The 17215-nt window shown below is 60.6% G+C and carries 16 protein-coding genes, 1 pseudogene and 1 riboswitch; of the genes and pseudogenes, 8 read left to right on the plus strand and 9 right to left on the minus strand.

Translation table 11 applies throughout. The annotated features are described in order from the left end of the window. Positions 1-30: 30 nt before the first annotated feature. From KB890_RS15685 to KB890_RS15720, 8 genes are all read right to left on the minus strand, one after another. Positions 31-1044: a magnesium transporter gene (locus tag KB890_RS15685; protein WP_004181490.1), complete on the minus strand. Its 1014-nt coding sequence runs from the start codon at positions 1042-1044 to the stop codon at positions 31-33. 57 nt (positions 1045-1101) lie between these two features. Further along, positions 1102-1283: riboswitch (M-box (ykoK) riboswitch) on the minus strand. A 98-nt stretch (positions 1284-1381) separates the two neighbouring features. Further along, the gene (nikR, locus tag KB890_RS15690; protein WP_002921188.1) at positions 1382-1780 is read right to left on the minus strand and encodes a nickel-responsive transcriptional regulator NikR; all 399 of its coding nucleotides are present in this window, start codon (positions 1778-1780) and stop codon (positions 1382-1384) included. After that, positions 1768-2559, minus strand: coding sequence for a nickel import ATP-binding protein NikE (gene nikE / locus KB890_RS15695; RefSeq protein WP_020325156.1), 792 nt, complete (start codon positions 2557-2559; stop codon positions 1768-1770). Before nikE ends, nikR begins: the two co-directional genes overlap by 13 nt. Next, positions 2556-3320, minus strand: coding sequence for a nickel import ATP-binding protein NikD (locus tag KB890_RS15700; protein ID WP_020325157.1), 765 nt, complete (start codon positions 3318-3320; stop codon positions 2556-2558). The genes nikE and KB890_RS15700 overlap by 4 nt, the downstream gene beginning before the upstream one ends. Beyond that, complete coding sequence (gene nikC / locus KB890_RS15705; RefSeq protein WP_019705031.1) at positions 3320-4153, minus strand: nickel ABC transporter permease subunit NikC; 834 nt, start codon at positions 4151-4153, stop codon at positions 3320-3322. The genes KB890_RS15700 and nikC overlap by 1 nt, the downstream gene beginning before the upstream one ends. After that, the gene (nikB, locus tag KB890_RS15710) at positions 4150-5094 is read right to left on the minus strand and encodes a nickel ABC transporter permease subunit NikB (RefSeq protein ID WP_004150102.1); all 945 of its coding nucleotides are present in this window, start codon (positions 5092-5094) and stop codon (positions 4150-4152) included. Before nikB ends, nikC begins: the two co-directional genes overlap by 4 nt. Then, a complete protein-coding gene (gene nikA / locus KB890_RS15715) occupies positions 5094-6662 on the minus strand; it encodes a nickel ABC transporter substrate-binding protein (protein WP_004181484.1) in 1569 nt (522 codons plus the stop codon). The genes nikB and nikA overlap by 1 nt, the downstream gene beginning before the upstream one ends. A gap of 138 nt (positions 6663-6800) precedes the next feature. Beyond that, complete coding sequence (locus KB890_RS15720) at positions 6801-7661, minus strand: LysR family transcriptional regulator (RefSeq protein WP_004151421.1); 861 nt, start codon at positions 7659-7661, stop codon at positions 6801-6803. Between the two features lie 97 nt (positions 7662-7758). Here KB890_RS15720 and KB890_RS15725 point away from each other — a divergent pair, with 97 nt between their 5' ends. From KB890_RS15725 to arnF, 8 genes are all read left to right on the plus strand, one after another. Beyond that, complete coding sequence (locus KB890_RS15725) at positions 7759-8265, plus strand: phenolic acid decarboxylase (protein ID WP_004181483.1); 507 nt, start codon at positions 7759-7761, stop codon at positions 8263-8265. Between the two features lie 396 nt (positions 8266-8661). After that, positions 8662-9801, plus strand: a complete 1140-nt coding sequence (gene arnB / locus KB890_RS15730) for a UDP-4-amino-4-deoxy-L-arabinose aminotransferase (RefSeq protein WP_004181482.1) — start codon at positions 8662-8664, stop codon at positions 9799-9801. 1 nt (position 9802) lies between these two features. After that, a complete protein-coding gene (gene arnC / locus KB890_RS15735) occupies positions 9803-10786 on the plus strand; it encodes an undecaprenyl-phosphate 4-deoxy-4-formamido-L-arabinose transferase (RefSeq protein ID WP_002921035.1) in 984 nt (327 codons plus the stop codon). Further along, complete coding sequence (gene arnA / locus KB890_RS15740) at positions 10783-12768, plus strand: bifunctional UDP-4-amino-4-deoxy-L-arabinose formyltransferase/UDP-glucuronic acid oxidase ArnA (protein WP_002921032.1); 1986 nt, start codon at positions 10783-10785, stop codon at positions 12766-12768. The genes arnC and arnA overlap by 4 nt, the downstream gene beginning before the upstream one ends. Further along, the gene (gene arnD / locus KB890_RS15745) at positions 12765-13667 is read left to right on the plus strand and encodes a 4-deoxy-4-formamido-L-arabinose-phosphoundecaprenol deformylase (protein ID WP_004181481.1); all 903 of its coding nucleotides are present in this window, start codon (positions 12765-12767) and stop codon (positions 13665-13667) included. The genes arnA and arnD overlap by 4 nt, the downstream gene beginning before the upstream one ends. Continuing rightward, positions 13667-15322 (plus strand): lipid IV(A) 4-amino-4-deoxy-L-arabinosyltransferase, encoded by a 1656-nt coding sequence (gene arnT / locus KB890_RS15750; RefSeq protein ID WP_004151418.1) that lies wholly within the window; start codon positions 13667-13669, stop codon positions 15320-15322. The genes arnD and arnT overlap by 1 nt, the downstream gene beginning before the upstream one ends. After that, complete coding sequence (gene arnE / locus KB890_RS15755; protein ID WP_002920864.1) at positions 15319-15657, plus strand: 4-amino-4-deoxy-L-arabinose-phosphoundecaprenol flippase subunit ArnE; 339 nt, start codon at positions 15319-15321, stop codon at positions 15655-15657. Before arnT ends, arnE begins: the two co-directional genes overlap by 4 nt. Next, positions 15657-16037, plus strand: a complete 381-nt coding sequence (gene arnF / locus KB890_RS15760) for a 4-amino-4-deoxy-L-arabinose-phosphoundecaprenol flippase subunit ArnF (protein ID WP_002920863.1) — start codon at positions 15657-15659, stop codon at positions 16035-16037. Before arnE ends, arnF begins: the two co-directional genes overlap by 1 nt. On the opposite strand, the pseudogene KB890_RS15765 reads toward arnF, so the two are convergent. Then, positions 16034-17082 (minus strand): annotated as a pseudogene (locus KB890_RS15765) (AI-2E family transporter). The gene arnF and the pseudogene KB890_RS15765 sit on opposite strands and share 4 nt — an antisense overlap. Positions 17083-17215: the final 133 nt, after the last annotated feature.

The raw sequence follows: 17215 nt of genomic DNA on the forward strand, positions 1-17215 counted from the left end.
CCGGGCGCCCTGGTGCCCGGACGTATATGATCAGTTCAACCCAAGAAAATACTGGGCGATTTTGAAATAGATAATCAGCCCGGTGCCATCAATCAGCGTGGCGATAAACGGCGCGGAAACTACCGCCGGGTCAATGCCGATCCGCTTAAGCACCATCGGAATGACCGAGGAGACAATCGCGCTCCACAGGGTAATGCACACCAGCGTCAGGCTGACGATGAGCGTGATTTCCATGCCAATCCCCATCATCCAGGCGCGCAGGCAGCCCGCCAGGCCCAGGGTCAGGGCAATCAGAAACGAGGTCGATACCTCTTTGCGGATCACCCGCCCCATATCGCGCAGTCGCACTTCCCCCAGCGCCATCGAGCGCACCAGCGTCGAGGTGATCTGCGTTCCGCTGTTGCCGCCGGTGCCGATGAGCAGCGGAATAAAGAAGGCCAGCGCGATGGCCGATTCCAGGGCTTCTTCGAAATGCTGCAGTACGCTGCTGGTGTAGGCTTCGGCCACGAACAGCAGCAGCAGCCACACCGAGCGTTTTTTCCACAGCGTCCAGGGGCTGATCTCGAGGTACGGTTTTTCCAGCGGCAGCGTTGCCCCCTGCAGCTGAGCATCTTCGGTGACGTCATCCTCCAGCAGATGGGCGATCTCCTTCTCCATCAGGCAGCCGACCAGCTCGCCTTTATCGACGACGGGGACCAGGTCGAGGCCGCGCTCGCTGAGCTCGGCAATCACCTGCTGGCGCTCATCGTCAGGTTTGACGCGAAACAGGCAGCTGTCCATCAGGTGGCGGATAGACTGGTTGATATCCGTTTCCTGGAGTAGCTTTTTGACCGACAGGCTGCCACGCAGCTTCTTGCCGGCGACGACAAACACCTGCCCGGGAATATCATCGCTGGCCAGCTGGGAGATAAAGTGTTCGCGCGCCTCATGAACGCTGAGATGTTCCTGCAGCGTAATAAAATCGGTACGCATGTACTGGGCGATCGCATCGCCGTCGAAGCCAGAGGTCGCCTGATGGGCGGCGCAGAGTTGAATGGAAGACATGTTTAAAAATCCCTATAAAAAATCACTCATAGGGGCGAACAAGACAGGGTTAGCGCAGGCAGATCCCTACGTCCTGGTTTTAGCACTGCATAACGTATCTGAACGGTCATGACCGCCAGAAGTTACCTTGGCAACACCTTGATTCGATGGAAGCCTGTATTTCCCTGAGTGGTCTCTCTCGATACCAACAGGGCGGTAACTTGTATTTATGCAGGAGCCTCGCCATAACGAGATCGTTAAATGAGGCGCCATTATTGGCGAAGCGGGATAATTAACAAAGCGTATAATTTATATGGTTTATCAACTGTTGATAAACCACCCAAGAATTTTCAAATAATTAATCATCCGCTAAACACTGCAAATGCCCATGGCGCACGCCGCGCTGGGCAATCACGTCGTCGGCAAAATGCTGTACCTCGGCCATATCACCTTTCAGCACCGCAATCTCCAGGCAGTCGTCATGACTGATATGCACATGCAGCGTGGCGACGGAGAGATCGTGATGATGATGCTGGGTGGCCACCAGCCGGCTCGCCAGTTCGCGTTTTTCATGTTCATACACGTACGACAGGACGGCATACCCGCGCCGTGATTCCGGCGACGGAGGATCCTGGTTGAGGGCGTCGCGCAGAATATCGCGTACCGCCTCCGAACGGTTGTGGTAGCCGCGGCGGGCGCTTAGCGCATCGAGGGCGGCCAGCAGGTCATCATCAAGGGTCAGGGTTACGCGCTGCATGGCATGGCCTCGTTAAGCAGAGTGGCAGAAAAAGGGGGGAGCACCGCCTGCTGGAGCGCCTGTCCGGCAGGAGAGCGCAGGCGTAGCGGTAGACTAACCGTTGCGGTTTCGACGATGCGCCCGTGCTCCATCACCAGCACTCGCTGGCAAAAGCGCTCCACCAGCCGCAGGTCATGGGTGATGAACAGGCAGGCGGTGTCAAACTGCGCCTGCAGACGCTTCAGCAGGGCGATAATCTCCGCCTGCAGCAGCAGATCGAGATTTGAAACCGCTTCATCAAGGATCAACAGCTGCGGCCGTACCGCCAGGGCGCGTGCCAGGCAGACGCGCTGCAGCTGTCCGCCGCTGAGCTGCGCCGGGCGCTTATCGAGCAGCGACGGCGCGAGGTCGACGGCCAGCAGCATCTCTTCCACCCGCCGCGCACGCGCCTCACGCGACAAGCGTAACAGATGGCGCAGCGGCTCGCTGACGATCTCGCGCACCGTTTTGCGCGGATTCACCGCGCTGAAGGCATCCTGAAATACCAGCTGAATATCACGGCGGAAGGCGCCGATGGCCTCGCCCTTCAGGGCGGCCAGCGGCGTGCCGCGCCAGGCAATATCACCGTGCTGCGGCGTTTCCAGACCCACCAGCATCCGCGCCAGGGTGCTTTTCCCACAGCCGCTGCGTCCGAGCAGGGCCACCGTTTCGCCAGGGGCGATGGCGAGATGGATCGCATGCAGGACCCTGCCGTGGTGAGGATAATCGTGACTCACCCCGGTAGCGCTGAGTAAATTCATGGTGTTTTCTCCAGACCGTATAACGCCAGATGCGCGGCCAGCAGGCGCTGGCTGAGCGGGTGCCGCGGGGCGCTAAATAGCGTATTCACATCGCAGTGTTCAACGAGGCGACCGTTCTCCATCACCGTTACGTGATGCGCCAGCCGCGCCACGACGCCCATGTCATGCGTCACCAGCAGCAGTCCCAGACCGCGCCTGGCGACAATATCCGCCAGCAGGTCGAGGATGCGTGCCTGGGCGATGGCATCGAGATCGGTCGTCGGCTCGTCGGCGATGATAAAGGGCGCGCGGCTGAGCAGGGCGAGAGCGACCATCATCCGTTGCAGCATGCCCCCGCTCATTTCAAAAGGGTAGCGCTTCAGCAGCGCCCGCGGATTGTCCAGACCGACCTCCTCCATCGCTGCCAGCAGCACGGCGTCATTCGTTTCACGACCCGCTGCCCGGCAGGTTTCCCGGGCGTGCGCGGCCATGGTATGCAGCGGGTTAAAGGCGCTGCGCGGGTTCTGCATGATGGTGGCGATGGTCGCCCCGCGCAGCTGTTCGCCGTGCACCGGAATGCCGTCGAGAAGCACCCGGCCGGCGGTTTGCCTGACGCCGGGCGGCAGCAGGCCCAGCGCGGCGGCGCAGGTCAGCGATTTTCCGCAACCACTGCTGCCGAGCAGCGCCAGCACCTGGCCGCGGCGCAGGGTGAAGGAGACGTCGCTGACCAGCGGTCGGTCAGCGGCAAGCGAGATCTGTTCCAGTTGGATCTTCTGCGGCATCAGTGGCTATGCTCCGCGATCAGGTGGGGATCGAGACGATCGCGCAGCGCGTCGCCCAGCAGGTTAAAAGCCATCACGCTGATGAACAGCGCCAGCCCCGGCCAGACCATTTGCAGCGGCTGGGTCCAGATATACTGCCGGGCGTCGTTGATCATCACCCCCCATTCCGCCGTCGGCGCGCTGACGCCGAGACCGAGGAACGACATGCCGGCTACGTGAAGCATCATATGGCCGATATCCAGCGAGGCGAGCACCAGCAGCGAGGGGATCACCGCGCCGGCCAGATGGTCGCTGAACAGCCGCCACTGGCTGGCGCCGCTCAGACGGGCGGCGAGGATAAATTCGCGCTGGCGCAGGGAAACCACCAGGTTACGCACCATTCTGGCGTACCAGGCCCAGTGTGACAGCGCAATGGCGAGGATCACATTGGTCAGCCCGGTACCCAGCACTCCCACCATAAAGAACGACAGGATCGAGGTCGGAAAGGTCATAAACAGTTCGGCGATGCGCATCAGGCCGCGGTCGGCACGGCCGCCCAGCAGTCCGGCGCTGCCGCCGACCGCCAGGCCGATCAGCAGCACCAGCAGCAGACAAGCCATCACCGCCCCCAGCGAAACGCGGGTGGCGGCCAGCAGGCGTGAGAAAATATCCCGGCCGAGATGATCGGTGCCGAGCCAGTGCGCTGCGCCCGGCGGCAGCAGCCGCTGCTGAAGGTCAATCGCCGCTGGATCCCAGGGCAGCCACCAGCCGCTGCCGATGGCGATGACCGCCAGCAGCGCGATAACCAGCATGGCCAGTTTTACCGGCCAGCGAAAGCTTTGTAGCCCTCTCATGCGCTCACCTCCTCGTGGCGGCGCAGGCGCGGGTCGAGCGCCGCGTTAAGCACATCTACCGCCAGATTAGCCAGCACGAACACCGTCACCATCATCAGGGTAAAGCACTGGATCACCGGGTAATCGCGATTGAAAATGGCGGAAACTGCGTAGCGGCCGACCCCGGGCCAGGCAAAGATATTTTCGATAATCATGGTGCCGCCGATCAGCTCGCCAATGTGCATGCCCATGGCGGTCACCACCGGCAGGGTGGCATTGCGCAGGATATGTCGGCGCTCCACCTGGCGCGCGCTCAATCCGCGCAGTCGCGCCCATATCACGTGACGCTGGCTGGCGGCGTCCAGCATGCTGGCGCGCAGCAGGCGGGCGTTGATCGCCAGCGACATAAAGGCGATGGAGACGGCGGGCAATATCAGGTGCTGCCAGTCGCCATACCCCATCGCCGGGAGCCACTGCAGATGCACGGAAAAGAGCATCACCAGCAGAAAGGCCAGCCAGAAGTTGGGCATTGAGACGCCGAGGAAGGCAATCAGCCGTACGATATAGTCCGGCAGGCGATCGCGATGGCGCGCCGCCCAGATGCCCAACGGCAGGGAGGTGACGAGGATCAGCGCCAGCGCCGCGCCGGTGAGCAGCAGGGTGGCCGGCAGGAAGTGCAGCAGGTCGTCCAGCACCGGGCGCTGGGTGGCATAGGAGAGACCGAAATCCAGGTGCAGCGCCCGCCATAGCCAGTGCAGATACTGCATTGCCAGCGGCTGGTTGAGCCCCAGCAGCTCGCGTGTCGAGGCAACCATCTCTTCAGTGGGCGGCAGGTTCGACAGGCGTAAATAATCCAGCGCCGGGTCGCCGGTGCCGAGCCGCAGCAGCAGAAAGATGATGGCGGAGGCGGCGAGCAGCAGCGGGATCAGCAGCAGCAGGCGGCGTAAAATATAGCGTAGCATTATGGCGTTACCGGGGTAATCTGGTCGAAAGGGATCTCGCTGGTCACCGGGGCGAACGGGATCTCCCCGACCTCCTGGCGCGCGACCGACATCAGCGAGACATAGCTGATGGGCAGATACACCGCGTCCTGATGCAGACGGGTCAGCACATCATGGTACAGTTTTCTCCGCTGCGCCTCGTCACCGGTGGTCAGCACTTCACTAATCTCTTTATCAATCAGTGCCTTGTCTGGCAGGCCGCGCTGGGCCTGGTAATCCGCATGCGACGGGACGCGCATTGAGCTTAAAAAGGCATGCGGATCGTAGGGCGCGCCCCAGGTGCGATTGAAGATCATGCCGAAGCGGCCTTCGCGCTGGCGCGCGTAAATGCTGCTTTCCTCCTCGCCCACCAGGGTGACCTGCACGCCGACCTGCCGCAGATTGGCCTGAATAATTTCGGCCATCGATTTAGCCAGCGCGTCGGTGCCAATAAACGCCAGCTCAATCGCCAGCGGTTGCCCGGCTTTTTGTCGCCAGGGCTGGCCCTCCAGCTGCTGCCAGCCGGCCTGTTCCAGCAGGGCGCGGGCTTTTGTCGGGTCGTAACGGCGCGGCGTCAGATCCTGCGGGGCGTAGGGGACGGAGGGGGCAAACAGGGTGTCGGCAACCTGCTGGGTGCCATACAACACGCTATCGACAAGGGTCTGTTTATCGACGGCGTAGTTGAGCGCCTCACGAACCGCCTGCTCGCGGGTCGGGCCCTGGCTGGCGTTTAGCGCCAGCATTACCGTCTCCGCCGGGGCGGACAGGCGCGCCACGTAGCCGGGGTGATGGCGAAAGCGTTCGAAGGTGTCCAGCGGCAGCAGCCCTTCATCGCCGTAGAGCATATCGATTTCCCCGGTTTCGAACGCCACCGCCCGGCTGGTGGCGTCAGGGATCACCTTGATGGTGATTTGCTGTAGCGCGGGTTTGCGACCCCAGTAGCGCTCATTGCGCACCAGCACATCGCGCTGATTGAGCTGCGAGCTTGCCAGCCGCCACGGGCCGGTGCCGATCGGGGCTTTAATGCCCCTGGCGGTGCCGCCATCGATAAACTGCGAGGGGGCGATGAAGCGGAACGGGCGGGGCAGGGCCAGCTCTTGCAGTAAGGGGGCGTAGGCGCTTTTCAGGGTGATCTGCAGCTCGGTGGCGCTGAGGGCCCGCACGTCGGTTATTTGGTTGGCGAGCTCAAGCCAGGCGTGGCGTTGGCGGTTGGCCAGCACCGCCTGAAAATTGGCCGCCGCGGCCTGGGCGTTAAACGGTTCGCCGTTGGAGAAGGCCACATCGTCGCGCAGGGTGAACCACCAGGTTTTGCCGTCGGCGGAGTGACGCCAGCGGGTTGCCAGCCAGGGCTGTACGCTGCCGTCAGCCTGATACTTCACCAGCGGTTCATAGACCATGCTTTGGGCAAACATCTGGTTGGGCGTATAGAGATGGGGATTCAGCGGGCCGACGTTAACCGGCCAGGCGGTGGTGAGCTGGTACGGCGCGGCCTGAGCCAGCAGAGGGACGCAGGCGACCAGCGCCAGCAGGGTGAGGCGGATAATAGACAAGACGGCAATCTCAACGACAGGAAAGTATGACGATTTTAGTGATTCATCATACTTTGGGAGTAACCTGGATCAATATTGCGCCGGAAAGTATAAGAAAATCGTATCATTACGCCCAGGCGACCAGCGCCGCCTTACCCCTCAGGGCGTCCGGAACAACGCCAGCAGCGTGGCCACCTGTTCGTCGATCGGCGCCAGGTCCCGCTTGACGATCAGATGCAGCGGCGTCGCGCGGCGCGCGCCATGGCTGAGGGGCAACCGCTTCAGCACGCCCTGGTCGAGATGGGGGCGAATGCGCTCCTCCGGCAGCCAGCCGAAGCCGACCTGATACATCACCGCATCAATGGCGGCATCAATGGTGGAGAAGGTCCAGGCGTCTCGCGGCGCCTGGCTATCTCCGCCCTGATCGGCAATGCGCACCAGCGGCCACGGCGCCAGCGCGCTATCCTCCAGCGGTCCGTCCAGCGCGGCGAGAGGGTGGTCGCGGTGGGCGACGGCGATGAAATCAATATTCATCAGCCACTCCCCGCGGCCGGTAATATCCTGGCGGCGGGTCAACACCATCACATCGGCTTCCGTCCGCGCCGCGCTCTCGTCATCCAGGTTTTCCAGCACTTCGGTGAGCCTGACCTGGGTCTGCGGATAGCGCTGCTGAAACTGGCGTAAAATCGCGAACAGCCGCTGGCGCGGGAAAATACTGTCGACCACCAGATCCAGGCGGGTCCGCGCCCCGTTGCGCAGAGTGGCGGCGTGCGTCTCGACGTAGGCGAAGGCCTGCAGCAGCGGCTTGACCTGATTCAGCAGTAGTTCGCCAGCCGGCGTCAGCACCGCCCGCCGGCCGGACGGCGCCAGCAGCGCCACGCCTAAGCGCTCCTGCAGCAGCGCGAGGTTATAGCTTACCGATGACTGACTGCGATTGGTCTCCTCCGCCGCTCTGGCAAAGCTCCCCAATTCCACTACCTTTTCGAGTAACGCCCACTGCTCCAGGGTTGTCTTGTGCATAATCAATCTAAAATTTGAATGTATTTAATCCAAACATAGCGTTATTCATTCATTTTTTAAAGACGTATGCTGTCCTCAACAAAACAGAGGAGAATAAATGATGAGCACTTTCGACAAACATGACCTCAGCGGCTTTATCGGTAAACATCTGGTCTATACCTACGACAACGGCTGGAACTACGAGATTTACGTCAAAAATGGCCACACCCTCGACTACCGTATTCACAGCGGCATCGTCGGCAATCGCTGGGTGAAAGATCAGGAAGCGTACATTGTGCGGGTGGGGGAAAGTATCTACAAAATCTCCTGGACCGAACCGACCGGCACCGACGTCAGCCTGATCGTCAACCTGGGCGACAAACTGTTCCACGGCACTATTTTCTTCCCGCGCTGGATCATGAATAACCCGGAAAAAACCATCTGCTTCCAGAACGACCATATTCCGCTGATGAATTCGTATCGCGATGCCGGCCCGGCCTACCCGACGGAAGTGATTGACGAGTTCGCCACTATCACCTTCATTCGCGACTGTGGCGCGGATAATGACGAGGTCATTAATTGCCCGGCGAGCGAATTGCCTGCGGATTTTCCTGCAAATTTGTAATTCAGCAGAAATAACTTTCTGATCTGCGCTAACTTTTTGTCATTAAGCGTGACAATGACAGAATAATAAATTGTGAACTGGTTTAGTTCTCGTTTAATTTCAACTATTGCGTTCCTGTTCTCTTTTTCGTGACAGGAACGCATCTCCGTCAAATTTCTGCCATAAAAAACTCCTATCATACTGTTTATTAAGAATTTATTTCTTATTCCGAAGAAATATTAATTTCTTAATATTATCCTAAGCAAGGTCGACTACATTAATAGTGGTCGAGATACCCTGAAATGGAATGCCGTGCTGAACTCACTTCATTTTAATTTCGTTTAAGTCCGCAGGCGCAGGATATTTTATTCTAACGACCCAGATTCGTGCGTGGGTCATCTACAGAACAGGATGATGATGAGCGATTTTTTGCCTTTTTCGCGCCCGTCGATGGGCGACGCAGAGCTGGCAGCCCTGCGTGAAGTTTTAGCGTCGGGCTGGATCACCACCGGGCCGAAGAATCAGGCACTTGAAGCGGCATTCTGCCAGCTGACCGACAACCGTCATGCGATTGCCGTCAGTTCAGCGACCGGCGGGATGCATGTGACCCTGATGGCGCTGGGTATTGGCCCCGGCGATGAAGTCATTACGCCGTCCCAGACCTGGGTCTCCACTCTCAATATGATCTGCCTGCTGGGCGCCACGCCGGTGATGATCGATGTCGATAACGACAATCTGATGATTACCCCTGACGCGGTGGAAGCGGCGATCACTTCGCGTACCAAAGCGATAGTTCCCGTGCACTACGCGGGCGCGCCAGCCGACATCGACGCCATTCGCGCGGTGGGCGAGCGCCATGGCATTTCGGTGATCGAAGACGCCGCCCATGCGGCCGGTACCCATTATAAAGGCCGCCACGTGGGCTGGCAGGGGACCGCCATTTTCTCGTTCCACGCGATCAAAAACATGACCTGCGCCGAAGGCGGGCTGATTGTCACCGACGACGACGAGCTGGCCTCCCGCATCCGTAGCCTGAAATTCCATGGTCTGGGCGTGGACGCTTATGATCGCCAGACCCACGGCCGCGCGCCGCAGGCGGAGGTGATCACCCCGGGCTTCAAGTACAACCTTGCCGATATCAACGCCGCTCTGGCGCTGGTCCAGCTGGAAAAACTGAGCCACGCCAATCAGCGCCGGACCGAGATTGCCCAGCGCTACCTGCGCGAGCTGGCGGACACGCCGTTTAAACCGCTGAGCGTCCCGACCTGGGATCACCAACACGCCTGGCATCTGTTTATCATCCGCGTCGATGAGGCCGCGTGCGGCATCAGCCGCGACGCGCTGATGGAAAAGCTGAAGGCGATGGGCATCGGCACCGGCCTGCACTTCCGTGCGGCCCATACGCAAAAATATTACCGCGAGCGCTTCCCTGAGGTTTCCCTGCCGAATACCGAATGGAACAGCGCCCGCATCTGCTCTCTCCCGTTGTTCCCGGATATGACCGATGACGATGTCACTCGCGTTATCTCCGCACTGCGCCAGTTGTCAGGACGTTGATATGCTTACTTACCCTCCCGTGAAGAAGGTCTCGGTGGTTATCCCGGTTTATAACGAACAGGATAGCCTGCCGGAACTGCTTCGTCGTACGGATGCCGCCTGCGCCACCCTGGGGCGGCAATATGAAATTCTGTTGATCGACGATGGCAGCAGCGACGATTCCGCGCGCATGCTCACCGAAGCCGCCGAGGCGGAAGGCAGCCACGTCGTCGCCGTGCTGTTAAACCGTAACTACGGCCAGCACTCGGCGATCATGGCCGGCTTCAGCCATGTAACCGGCGATCTGATTATTACCCTCGACGCCGACCTGCAAAACCCGCCGGAGGAGATCCCGCGGCTGGTGGCGAAGGCTGATGAAGGTTACGACGTGGTGGGCACCGTCCGCCAGAACCGTCAGGACAGCATCTTCCGTAAAACCGCGTCGAAGATGATCAACCGCCTGATCCAGCGCACCACCGGCAAAGCGATGGGCGACTACGGCTGCATGCTGCGCGCTTACCGCCGTCATATCATCGACGCCATGCTCAACTGCCATGAGCGCAGCACCTTTATCCCGATCCTGGCGAATACCTTCGCCCGGCGCGCGGTGGAGATCCCGGTGATGCACGCCGAGCGCGAATTCGGCGACTCCAAATACAGCTTCATGCGCCTGATCAACCTGATGTACGACCTGGTGACCTGTCTGACCACCACGCCGCTGCGTCTGCTCAGCATTTTCGGCAGCGTGATTGCCCTGCTGGGCTTCGCCTTCGGCCTGCTGCTGGTGGTGCTGCGTCTGGCCTTTGGCCCGCAGTGGGCGGCGGAAGGGGTGTTTATGCTCTTCGCCGTGCTGTTCATGTTCATCGGCGCCCAGTTTGTCGGTATGGGCCTGCTCGGGGAGTATATCGGCCGCATCTATAACGACGTGCGCGCCCGCCCCCGCTACTTTATTCAACGTGTTGTTCGCCAGCCGGAAACGGCATCTAAAGAGGAAGATCGTTCATGAAAGCCGTAGTCTTCGCTTATCACGATATGGGCTGCACCGGTATCCAGTCCCTGCTGGACGCCGGGTATGATATCGCTGCTATTTTCACCCACCCGGATAACCCTGGCGAAAACCATTTCTTTGGCTCCGTGGCGCGCCTTGCCGCCGAGCAGGGTATTCCGGTGTGGGCGCCGGAAGACGTGAACCATCCGCTGTGGATTGAGCGTATCCGCGAGATGAAGCCGGACGTGCTGTTCTCCTTCTACTATCGCAACCTGCTGGGCGATGAGATCCTCAATCTGGCGCCGAAAGGGGCGTTCAACCTGCACGGTTCGCTGCTGCCAAAATATCGCGGCCGCGCGCCGCTGAACTGGGTGCTGGTCAATGGCGAAAGCGAAACCGGCGTCACCCTGCACCGGATGGTGAACCGCGCAGACGCTGGCGATATCGTCGCCCAGCAGGCCGTGGCGATTGGCGCGGATGACGCCGCCCTGACGCTGCATCGTAAGCTGTGCGCTGCCGCCACTGAGCTGCTGAGCCGGGCGCTGCCGGCGATCCTCGCCGGCACCACCGATGAGCGTCCGCAGGATCACAGCCAGGCAACCTATGTGGGGCGTCGTACCCCGGAAGATGGCCGGCTGGACTGGGAGCTGCCGGCGCAGACCCTGCACAATCTGGTGCGTGCGGTCTCGGATCCGTGGCCGGGCGCCTTCGGCTACGCCGGAGCGAACAAGTTTATCGTCTGGAAATCCCGCGTTCGCCACGATTTGCCAGCAGCTAAACCGGGCACCGTGCTCTCCATTGCGCCGCTGATCGTCGCGTGCCAGGACGGGGCGCTGGAGATTGTCACCGGCCAGACCGAACGCGGCGTGTACATGCAGGGCGCTCAGCTGGCGCAGGCGCTGGGCCTGGTGTCCGGGGCGGTGATCAGCAGCAAACCGGTGGTGGCGATTAAGCGTCGCACCCGGGTGCTGATCCTCGGCGTCAACGGCTTTATCGGTAACCACCTGACCGAGCGCCTGCTGCAGGACGACAACTATGAGATTTACGGTCTGGATATCGGCTCCGACGCCATCAGCCGTTTTCTCGACTGTCCGCGTTTCCACTTTGTGGAAGGCGATATCAGCATTCACTCTGAGTGGATCGAGTATCACATTAAGAAATGCGACGTGGTGCTGCCGCTGGTGGCCATCGCCACGCCTATCGAATACACCCGCAACCCGCTGCGCGTGTTCGAGCTGGATTTCGAAGAGAACCTGAAAATCATCCGCGACTGCGTAAAATACAATAAGCGCATTATCTTCCCGTCGACCTCGGAAGTGTACGGCATGTGCACCGACAAAAATTTCGACGAAGATAGCTCCAACCTGGTGGTGGGGCCGATCAACAAACAGCGCTGGATCTACTCGGTCTCCAAGCAGCTGCTGGATCGCGTGATCTGGGCCTATGGCGATAAGAACGGCCTCAAGTTCACCCTGTTCCGTCCGTTCAACTGGATGGGGCCGCGTCTGGATAACCTTAATGCCGCGCGTATCGGTAGCTCCCGCGCCATCACTCAGCTGATCCTCAACCTGGTGGAAGGGTCGCCGATCAAGCTTATCGAAGGCGGCAAGCAGAAGCGCTGCTTCACCGACATCAGCGACGGTATCGAAGCGCTGTTCCGCATCATCGAGAACAAAGACGGCCGCTGCGACGGGCAGATCATTAACATCGGCAACCCGGATAACGAAGCGAGTATCAAAGAGCTGGCCGAAATGCTGCTCGCCTGCTTCGAACGTCATCCGCTGCGCGATCGCTTCCCGCCGTTCGCCGGCTTCCGTGAAGTGGAAAGCAGCGATTACTACGGAAAGGGCTACCAGGACGTTGAGCATCGTAAGCCGAGCATCCGCAACGCCAAACGCTGCCTGAACTGGGAGCCGAAGGTGGAGATGGAAGAAACGGTCGAACACACGCTGGACTTCTTCCTGCGCACGGTTGAACTGGTGGACGATAAAAATCCATGAAACAGGTCGGCTTACGCATAGATGTCGATACCTTTCGCGGCACGCGGGACGGCGTTCCGCGGCTGCTGGAGCTGCTGGGCCGGCATGGGATCCAGGCAAGCTTCTTCTTCAGCGTCGGGCCGGACAATATGGGGCGCCACCTGTGGCGCCTGGTAAAACCGAAGTTTCTGTGGAAGATGCTGCGTTCCAGAGCCGCCTCGCTGTACGGCTGGGATATTCTGCTGGCCGGCACCGCCTGGCCGGGGCGCCGCATCGGCGCAGGGAACGAAGCGGTGATCCGCGCCGCCGCCGAATCTCATGAAGTCGGCCTGCACGCCTGGGACCACTACAGCTGGCAGGCGTGGAGCGGCGTCTGGCCGCAGGAACGGCTGGCGCTGGAGGTTGAGCGCGGCCTGCTGGAGCTCGAGCGCATCATCGGCCGGCCGGTGACCTGCTCGGCCGTCGCCGGCTGGCGCGCCGATCAGCGGGTGGTTAAAGCCAAAGAACCCTTCGATTTTCTCTACAACAGCGACTGTCGCGGCACGCGGCCGTTTCTGCCCCAGCTCGGCAGCGGCGTCTCTGGTACCGTGCAGATCCCGGTCACGTTGCCGACCTGGGACGAGGCGGTGGGCACGGCGGTGGATATCGCCGGCTTTAACCGCTACCTGCTGGATTGCATCCATCGCGATGCGGGCGTTCCGGTCTATACCATTCACGCTGAAGTGGAAGGCATTGCCTACGCCGATCAGTTCAATGAACTACTGACCATGGCGGCGGAAGAAGAAATTCAGTTTTGCCCACTGAGCCAGCTGCTGCCCGCTGACTTTAGCGAGCTGCCCTCAGGCAAAGTGGTTCGTGGTGAACTGGCTGGCCGGGAAGGCTGGCTCGGACGTGAACAATTACTGACTTCGGGTATTTGATGAAAAGCATTCGCTATGGCGTCTCTCTGATTGCGCTGTTTGCGCTGTATTATCTGCTGCCGCTCAATTTCCGTTTGCTTTGGCAACCCGACGAAACCCGCTACGCGGAGATCAGCCGTGAAATGCTGGCCACCGGCGACTGGGTGGTACCGCATTTTCTCGGCCTGCGCTACTTCGAAAAACCGATTGCCGGTTACTGGATCAACAGTATCGGTCAGTGGCTGTTTGGCCATAATAACTTCGGCGTACGCTTCGGGTCGGTCTTCGCCATCACCATGACCGCCCTGCTGGTGGCCTGGCTGGCGTGGCGGATCTTTCGTGATAAGCGGGTAGCTATCCTGTCGCCGATTATCTTCCTCACCGCGATGCTGGTGTATGCGATTGGCACCTATGCGGTGCTGGACCCGATGATCACCCTGTGGCTGGCGCTGGCGATGTGCAGCTTCTGGGGCGCGGCGCAGGCGCACAGCCGCAGCGGCAAAATACTGGGCTACGTGCTGCTGGGCGTCGCCTGCGGGATGGGGGTGATGACCAAGGGCTTCCTGGCGCTGGCGGTGCCGGTGGTGGGCGTTCTGCCGTGGGTGATCGCCCGTAAACGCTGGCGTGAAGTGCTGACCTACGGCTGGCTGGCGGTAATCGTCTGTACGCTGGTGGTGCTGCCCTGGGGGCTGGCTATCGCTCAGCGCGAGCCGGACTTCTGGCGCTACTTCTTCTGGGTCGAGCATATTCAGCGTTTTGCTGAAAAAGACGCCCAGCACAAAGCGCCGTTCTGGTACTACATCCCGTTCCTGATCGCCGGCAGTCTGCCGTGGCTGGCCCTGCTGCCGGGGGCGCTAAAGCGCGGCTGGCTTGAGCGCGATGAGGCCCGCGGCGCGCTGTATCTGTTAGGTTGGGTGGCGATGCCGTTCCTGTTCTTCAGTATCGCCAAAGGCAAACTGCCGACCTATATTCTGCCGTGCTTTGCGCCGCTGTCGATCCTGATGGCCCGCTACGCGCTGGAGGCCGCAAAGACCGGCGCGAAAGCGTTGCGCATCAACGGGATGATCAACCTGGGCGTTGGTTTGCTGGGGCTTATCGCCGTGCTGGTGGTCTCGCCGTGGGGCTTCATGCATAAGCCGGTGTGGACCAAGATTGAGCTGTATAAATGTCTGCTGGCGGCGATCGCTTTTGCCGTCTGGGCGCTGATGGGCTGGCTGGCGATGAAAGACTCTGGCCGCCGCTGGAGCCTCGCCGCGCTCTGTCCGCTCGGCCTGGCGCTGCTGGTGGGCTTCGCCATCCCGGACCGGGTTATCGACAGCAAACAGCCGCAGTTCCTCGTGGATATCGTCAGCGAATCCCTGCAGCCCAGCCGTTACGTCCTGACCAACAACGTTGGGATCGCCGGCGGCCTGGCCTGGGAGCTGAAGCGAAGCGATATTATTATGTTCGACAAACAGGGTGAGCTGAAGTACGGTCTCGACTGGCCGGATGCTCAGGGAAGCTTTGTCAGCCAGGCCGGTTTTGCCGACTGGCTGGCCGCGCATCGTCAGCAGGGGCCGGTCTCGCTGGTGCTGTTGATGGATAAAGGAGAGAGTATGCTCGACTTACCGTTACCGAAACCGGATAACGCCTACGAGCTGGGCCGGGTCGTTTTCCTTCAGTACCTGCCGCAATGAGCGTCTGGATCTGTCTGGTGTGCGCCAGCCTGCTGAGCTGCGCCGGACAGCTCTGCCAGAAACAGGCGACCCGCCCGTCCCGTCGCGGACGGCGGAGTCGCCATATACTCTTCTGGTTGGGGATGGCGCTGTTATGTCTGGGCTGCGGCATGCTGCTGTGGCTGAGCGTCCTGCAGTCTATTCCGGTCAGCATCGCCTATCCGATGCTGAGTCTGAATTTCGTCTGGGTTACCCTCGCGGGCTGGGGCATCTGGCATGAGCCGGTCGCCCGTCGCCACTGGCTTGGCGTCGGGTTGATCGTCGTGGGCATTGTCATTCTGGGGACCAGCGTCTGATGGGCTTTTTCTGGGCATTACTCAGCGTCGGCCTCGTCAGCGCCGCGCAGTTGCTGCTGCGCAGCGCCATGGTGGCCTTGCCGCCGCTGACCGATATTGTGGCATTTCTCCAGCATCTGCTGCATTTCCAGCCCGGGACTTTCGGCCTGTTTTTCGGCCTGCTGGGCTACCTGCTGTCGATGGTCTGCTGGTACTTTGCCCTCCATCGCCTGCCGCTGTCGAAAGCGTATGCGCTACTGAGCCTGAGCTATATCCTCGTGTGGGCCGCCGCCATCTGGCTGCCCGGCTGGCATGAGCCGTTCTACTGGCAATCGCTGCTGGGCGTGGCGATCATCGTCGCCGGCGTATTGACCATCTTCTGGCCGGTGAAACGCCGCTAGCCGGGGAGCCGGCTTTTGGGACGGCCCGGGCCGAGCAGGATCGCCAGCTTGCTGCCTCCGACGGTGGTTTCCATCCAGATTTTACAGACGCTGGTTAACGGCACCGAGAGCAGCATTCCCACCGGCCCCAGCAGCCAGCCCCAGACCAACAACGACAGGAACACCACCAGGGTCGACATCCCCAGCCGGTGGCCCATCATGCGCGGCTCCACCATGTTGCCCAGCACCATATGCACCACCAGAAACAGCGCCCCTACCAACAGGCACTCATAGATGCCGCTGAACAGCAGCGCCTGCAGCATGGGGGGATAGCGGAGATGGCGGAGCCAATGTTCGGCACATAGTTCAGCAAAAACGCCAGCACCCCCCACATCAGGGCGAACTGTACCCCCATCGCCAGCAGCCCCAGCCAGACAATCAGCCCGGTCCACAGGCTAATCAGCGTCTTCAGCGCCAGATAATGGGTGACGCCTTTCAGCGCCCGGTGCAATCCGGCGATATGCAGGCGCGGGTTATTGAGGGCAAAACGCAGTTTGTAGGGCAGGTGGCGAACCTCAAACAGCATAAAGATCACCGTCATCACCAGCAGCACGATGCTGGCCATCGCCCCGGAAAGCTGGGTCATCAGCGTCGTGGCCCAGGTCATCAGCCGTTCTGAATCCATGCGCCGCAGCATCCGCTCCGGATTGATATGCAGATTAAGGAAGGGGAGATACTCCTGGAGCTGGAGGATCTTGCGCGTCAGGGCGCGGTTGAAATCGGGCAGCATGGCGACAAAGTCATTGAGCGACGCCGCCAGCACGCCGAGCAGCGCGGTGAGCATCACCAGCATCGCCGTCACCACCAGGGTAATGGCGAACGGACGCCGCACCCCGCGGCGAATGAACCAGGTGACCAGCGGGTTGAGAACAATAGCGAAAAACAGCGCCAGCAGCAGCTGCACCAGGATATCGGCGGCGGCGTGGATCCCGGCGAGGATAATCACCAGCGCCGCCAGCTTAAGTAAAATATGAAGCCCGGCTTTATCAGCCTGCGGAGGGGACATAGGTATTCCTTTTATGAGTCGCGCCAGATAAGTGTAGCGGTTCGCCGACTGCCAATATTCCGAAAGGAGGGCTGCTTTTCCGCCGACAGCGTGGTAATAGTGAAAGCTGGTTGTCGAAATCTGGTGGAACCTG

This window comes from Klebsiella sp. P1954 (genome assembly GCF_018199955.1).
In the GTDB taxonomy this organism is placed as follows: Bacteria; Pseudomonadota; Gammaproteobacteria; order Enterobacterales; family Enterobacteriaceae; genus Klebsiella; species Klebsiella pneumoniae.

Excerpts from the sequence above, each read along its gene's own strand:
- arnD (WP_004181481.1), top strand. The coding sequence starts at position 12,765 with ATGAAACAGGTCGGCTTACGCATAGATGTCGATACCTTTCGCGGCACG.
- arnC (WP_002921035.1), top strand. The coding sequence starts at position 9,803 with ATGCTTACTTACCCTCCCGTGAAGAAGGTCTCGGTGGTTATCCCGGTT.
- KB890_RS15720 (WP_004151421.1), bottom strand. The coding sequence starts at position 7,661 with ATGCACAAGACAACCCTGGAGCAGTGGGCGTTACTCGAAAAGGTAGTG.
- KB890_RS15700 (WP_020325157.1), bottom strand. The coding sequence starts at position 3,320 with ATGCCGCAGAAGATCCAACTGGAACAGATCTCGCTTGCCGCTGACCGA.
- nikB (WP_004150102.1), bottom strand. The coding sequence starts at position 5,094 with ATGCTACGCTATATTTTACGCCGCCTGCTGCTGCTGATCCCGCTGCTG.
- KB890_RS15725 (WP_004181483.1), top strand. The coding sequence starts at position 7,759 with ATGATGAGCACTTTCGACAAACATGACCTCAGCGGCTTTATCGGTAAA.
- arnE (WP_002920864.1), top strand. The coding sequence starts at position 15,319 with ATGAGCGTCTGGATCTGTCTGGTGTGCGCCAGCCTGCTGAGCTGCGCC.
- arnB (WP_004181482.1), top strand. The coding sequence starts at position 8,662 with ATGAGCGATTTTTTGCCTTTTTCGCGCCCGTCGATGGGCGACGCAGAG.
- KB890_RS15685 (WP_004181490.1), bottom strand. The coding sequence starts at position 1,044 with ATGTCTTCCATTCAACTCTGCGCCGCCCATCAGGCGACCTCTGGCTTC.
- nikC (WP_019705031.1), bottom strand. The coding sequence starts at position 4,153 with ATGAGAGGGCTACAAAGCTTTCGCTGGCCGGTAAAACTGGCCATGCTG.
- nikE (WP_020325156.1), bottom strand. The coding sequence starts at position 2,559 with ATGAATTTACTCAGCGCTACCGGGGTGAGTCACGATTATCCTCACCAC.
- nikR (WP_002921188.1), bottom strand. The coding sequence starts at position 1,780 with ATGCAGCGCGTAACCCTGACCCTTGATGATGACCTGCTGGCCGCCCTC.
- arnT (WP_004151418.1), top strand. The coding sequence starts at position 13,667 with ATGAAAAGCATTCGCTATGGCGTCTCTCTGATTGCGCTGTTTGCGCTG.
- arnA (WP_002921032.1), top strand. The coding sequence starts at position 10,783 with ATGAAAGCCGTAGTCTTCGCTTATCACGATATGGGCTGCACCGGTATC.
- arnF (WP_002920863.1), top strand. The coding sequence starts at position 15,657 with ATGGGCTTTTTCTGGGCATTACTCAGCGTCGGCCTCGTCAGCGCCGCG.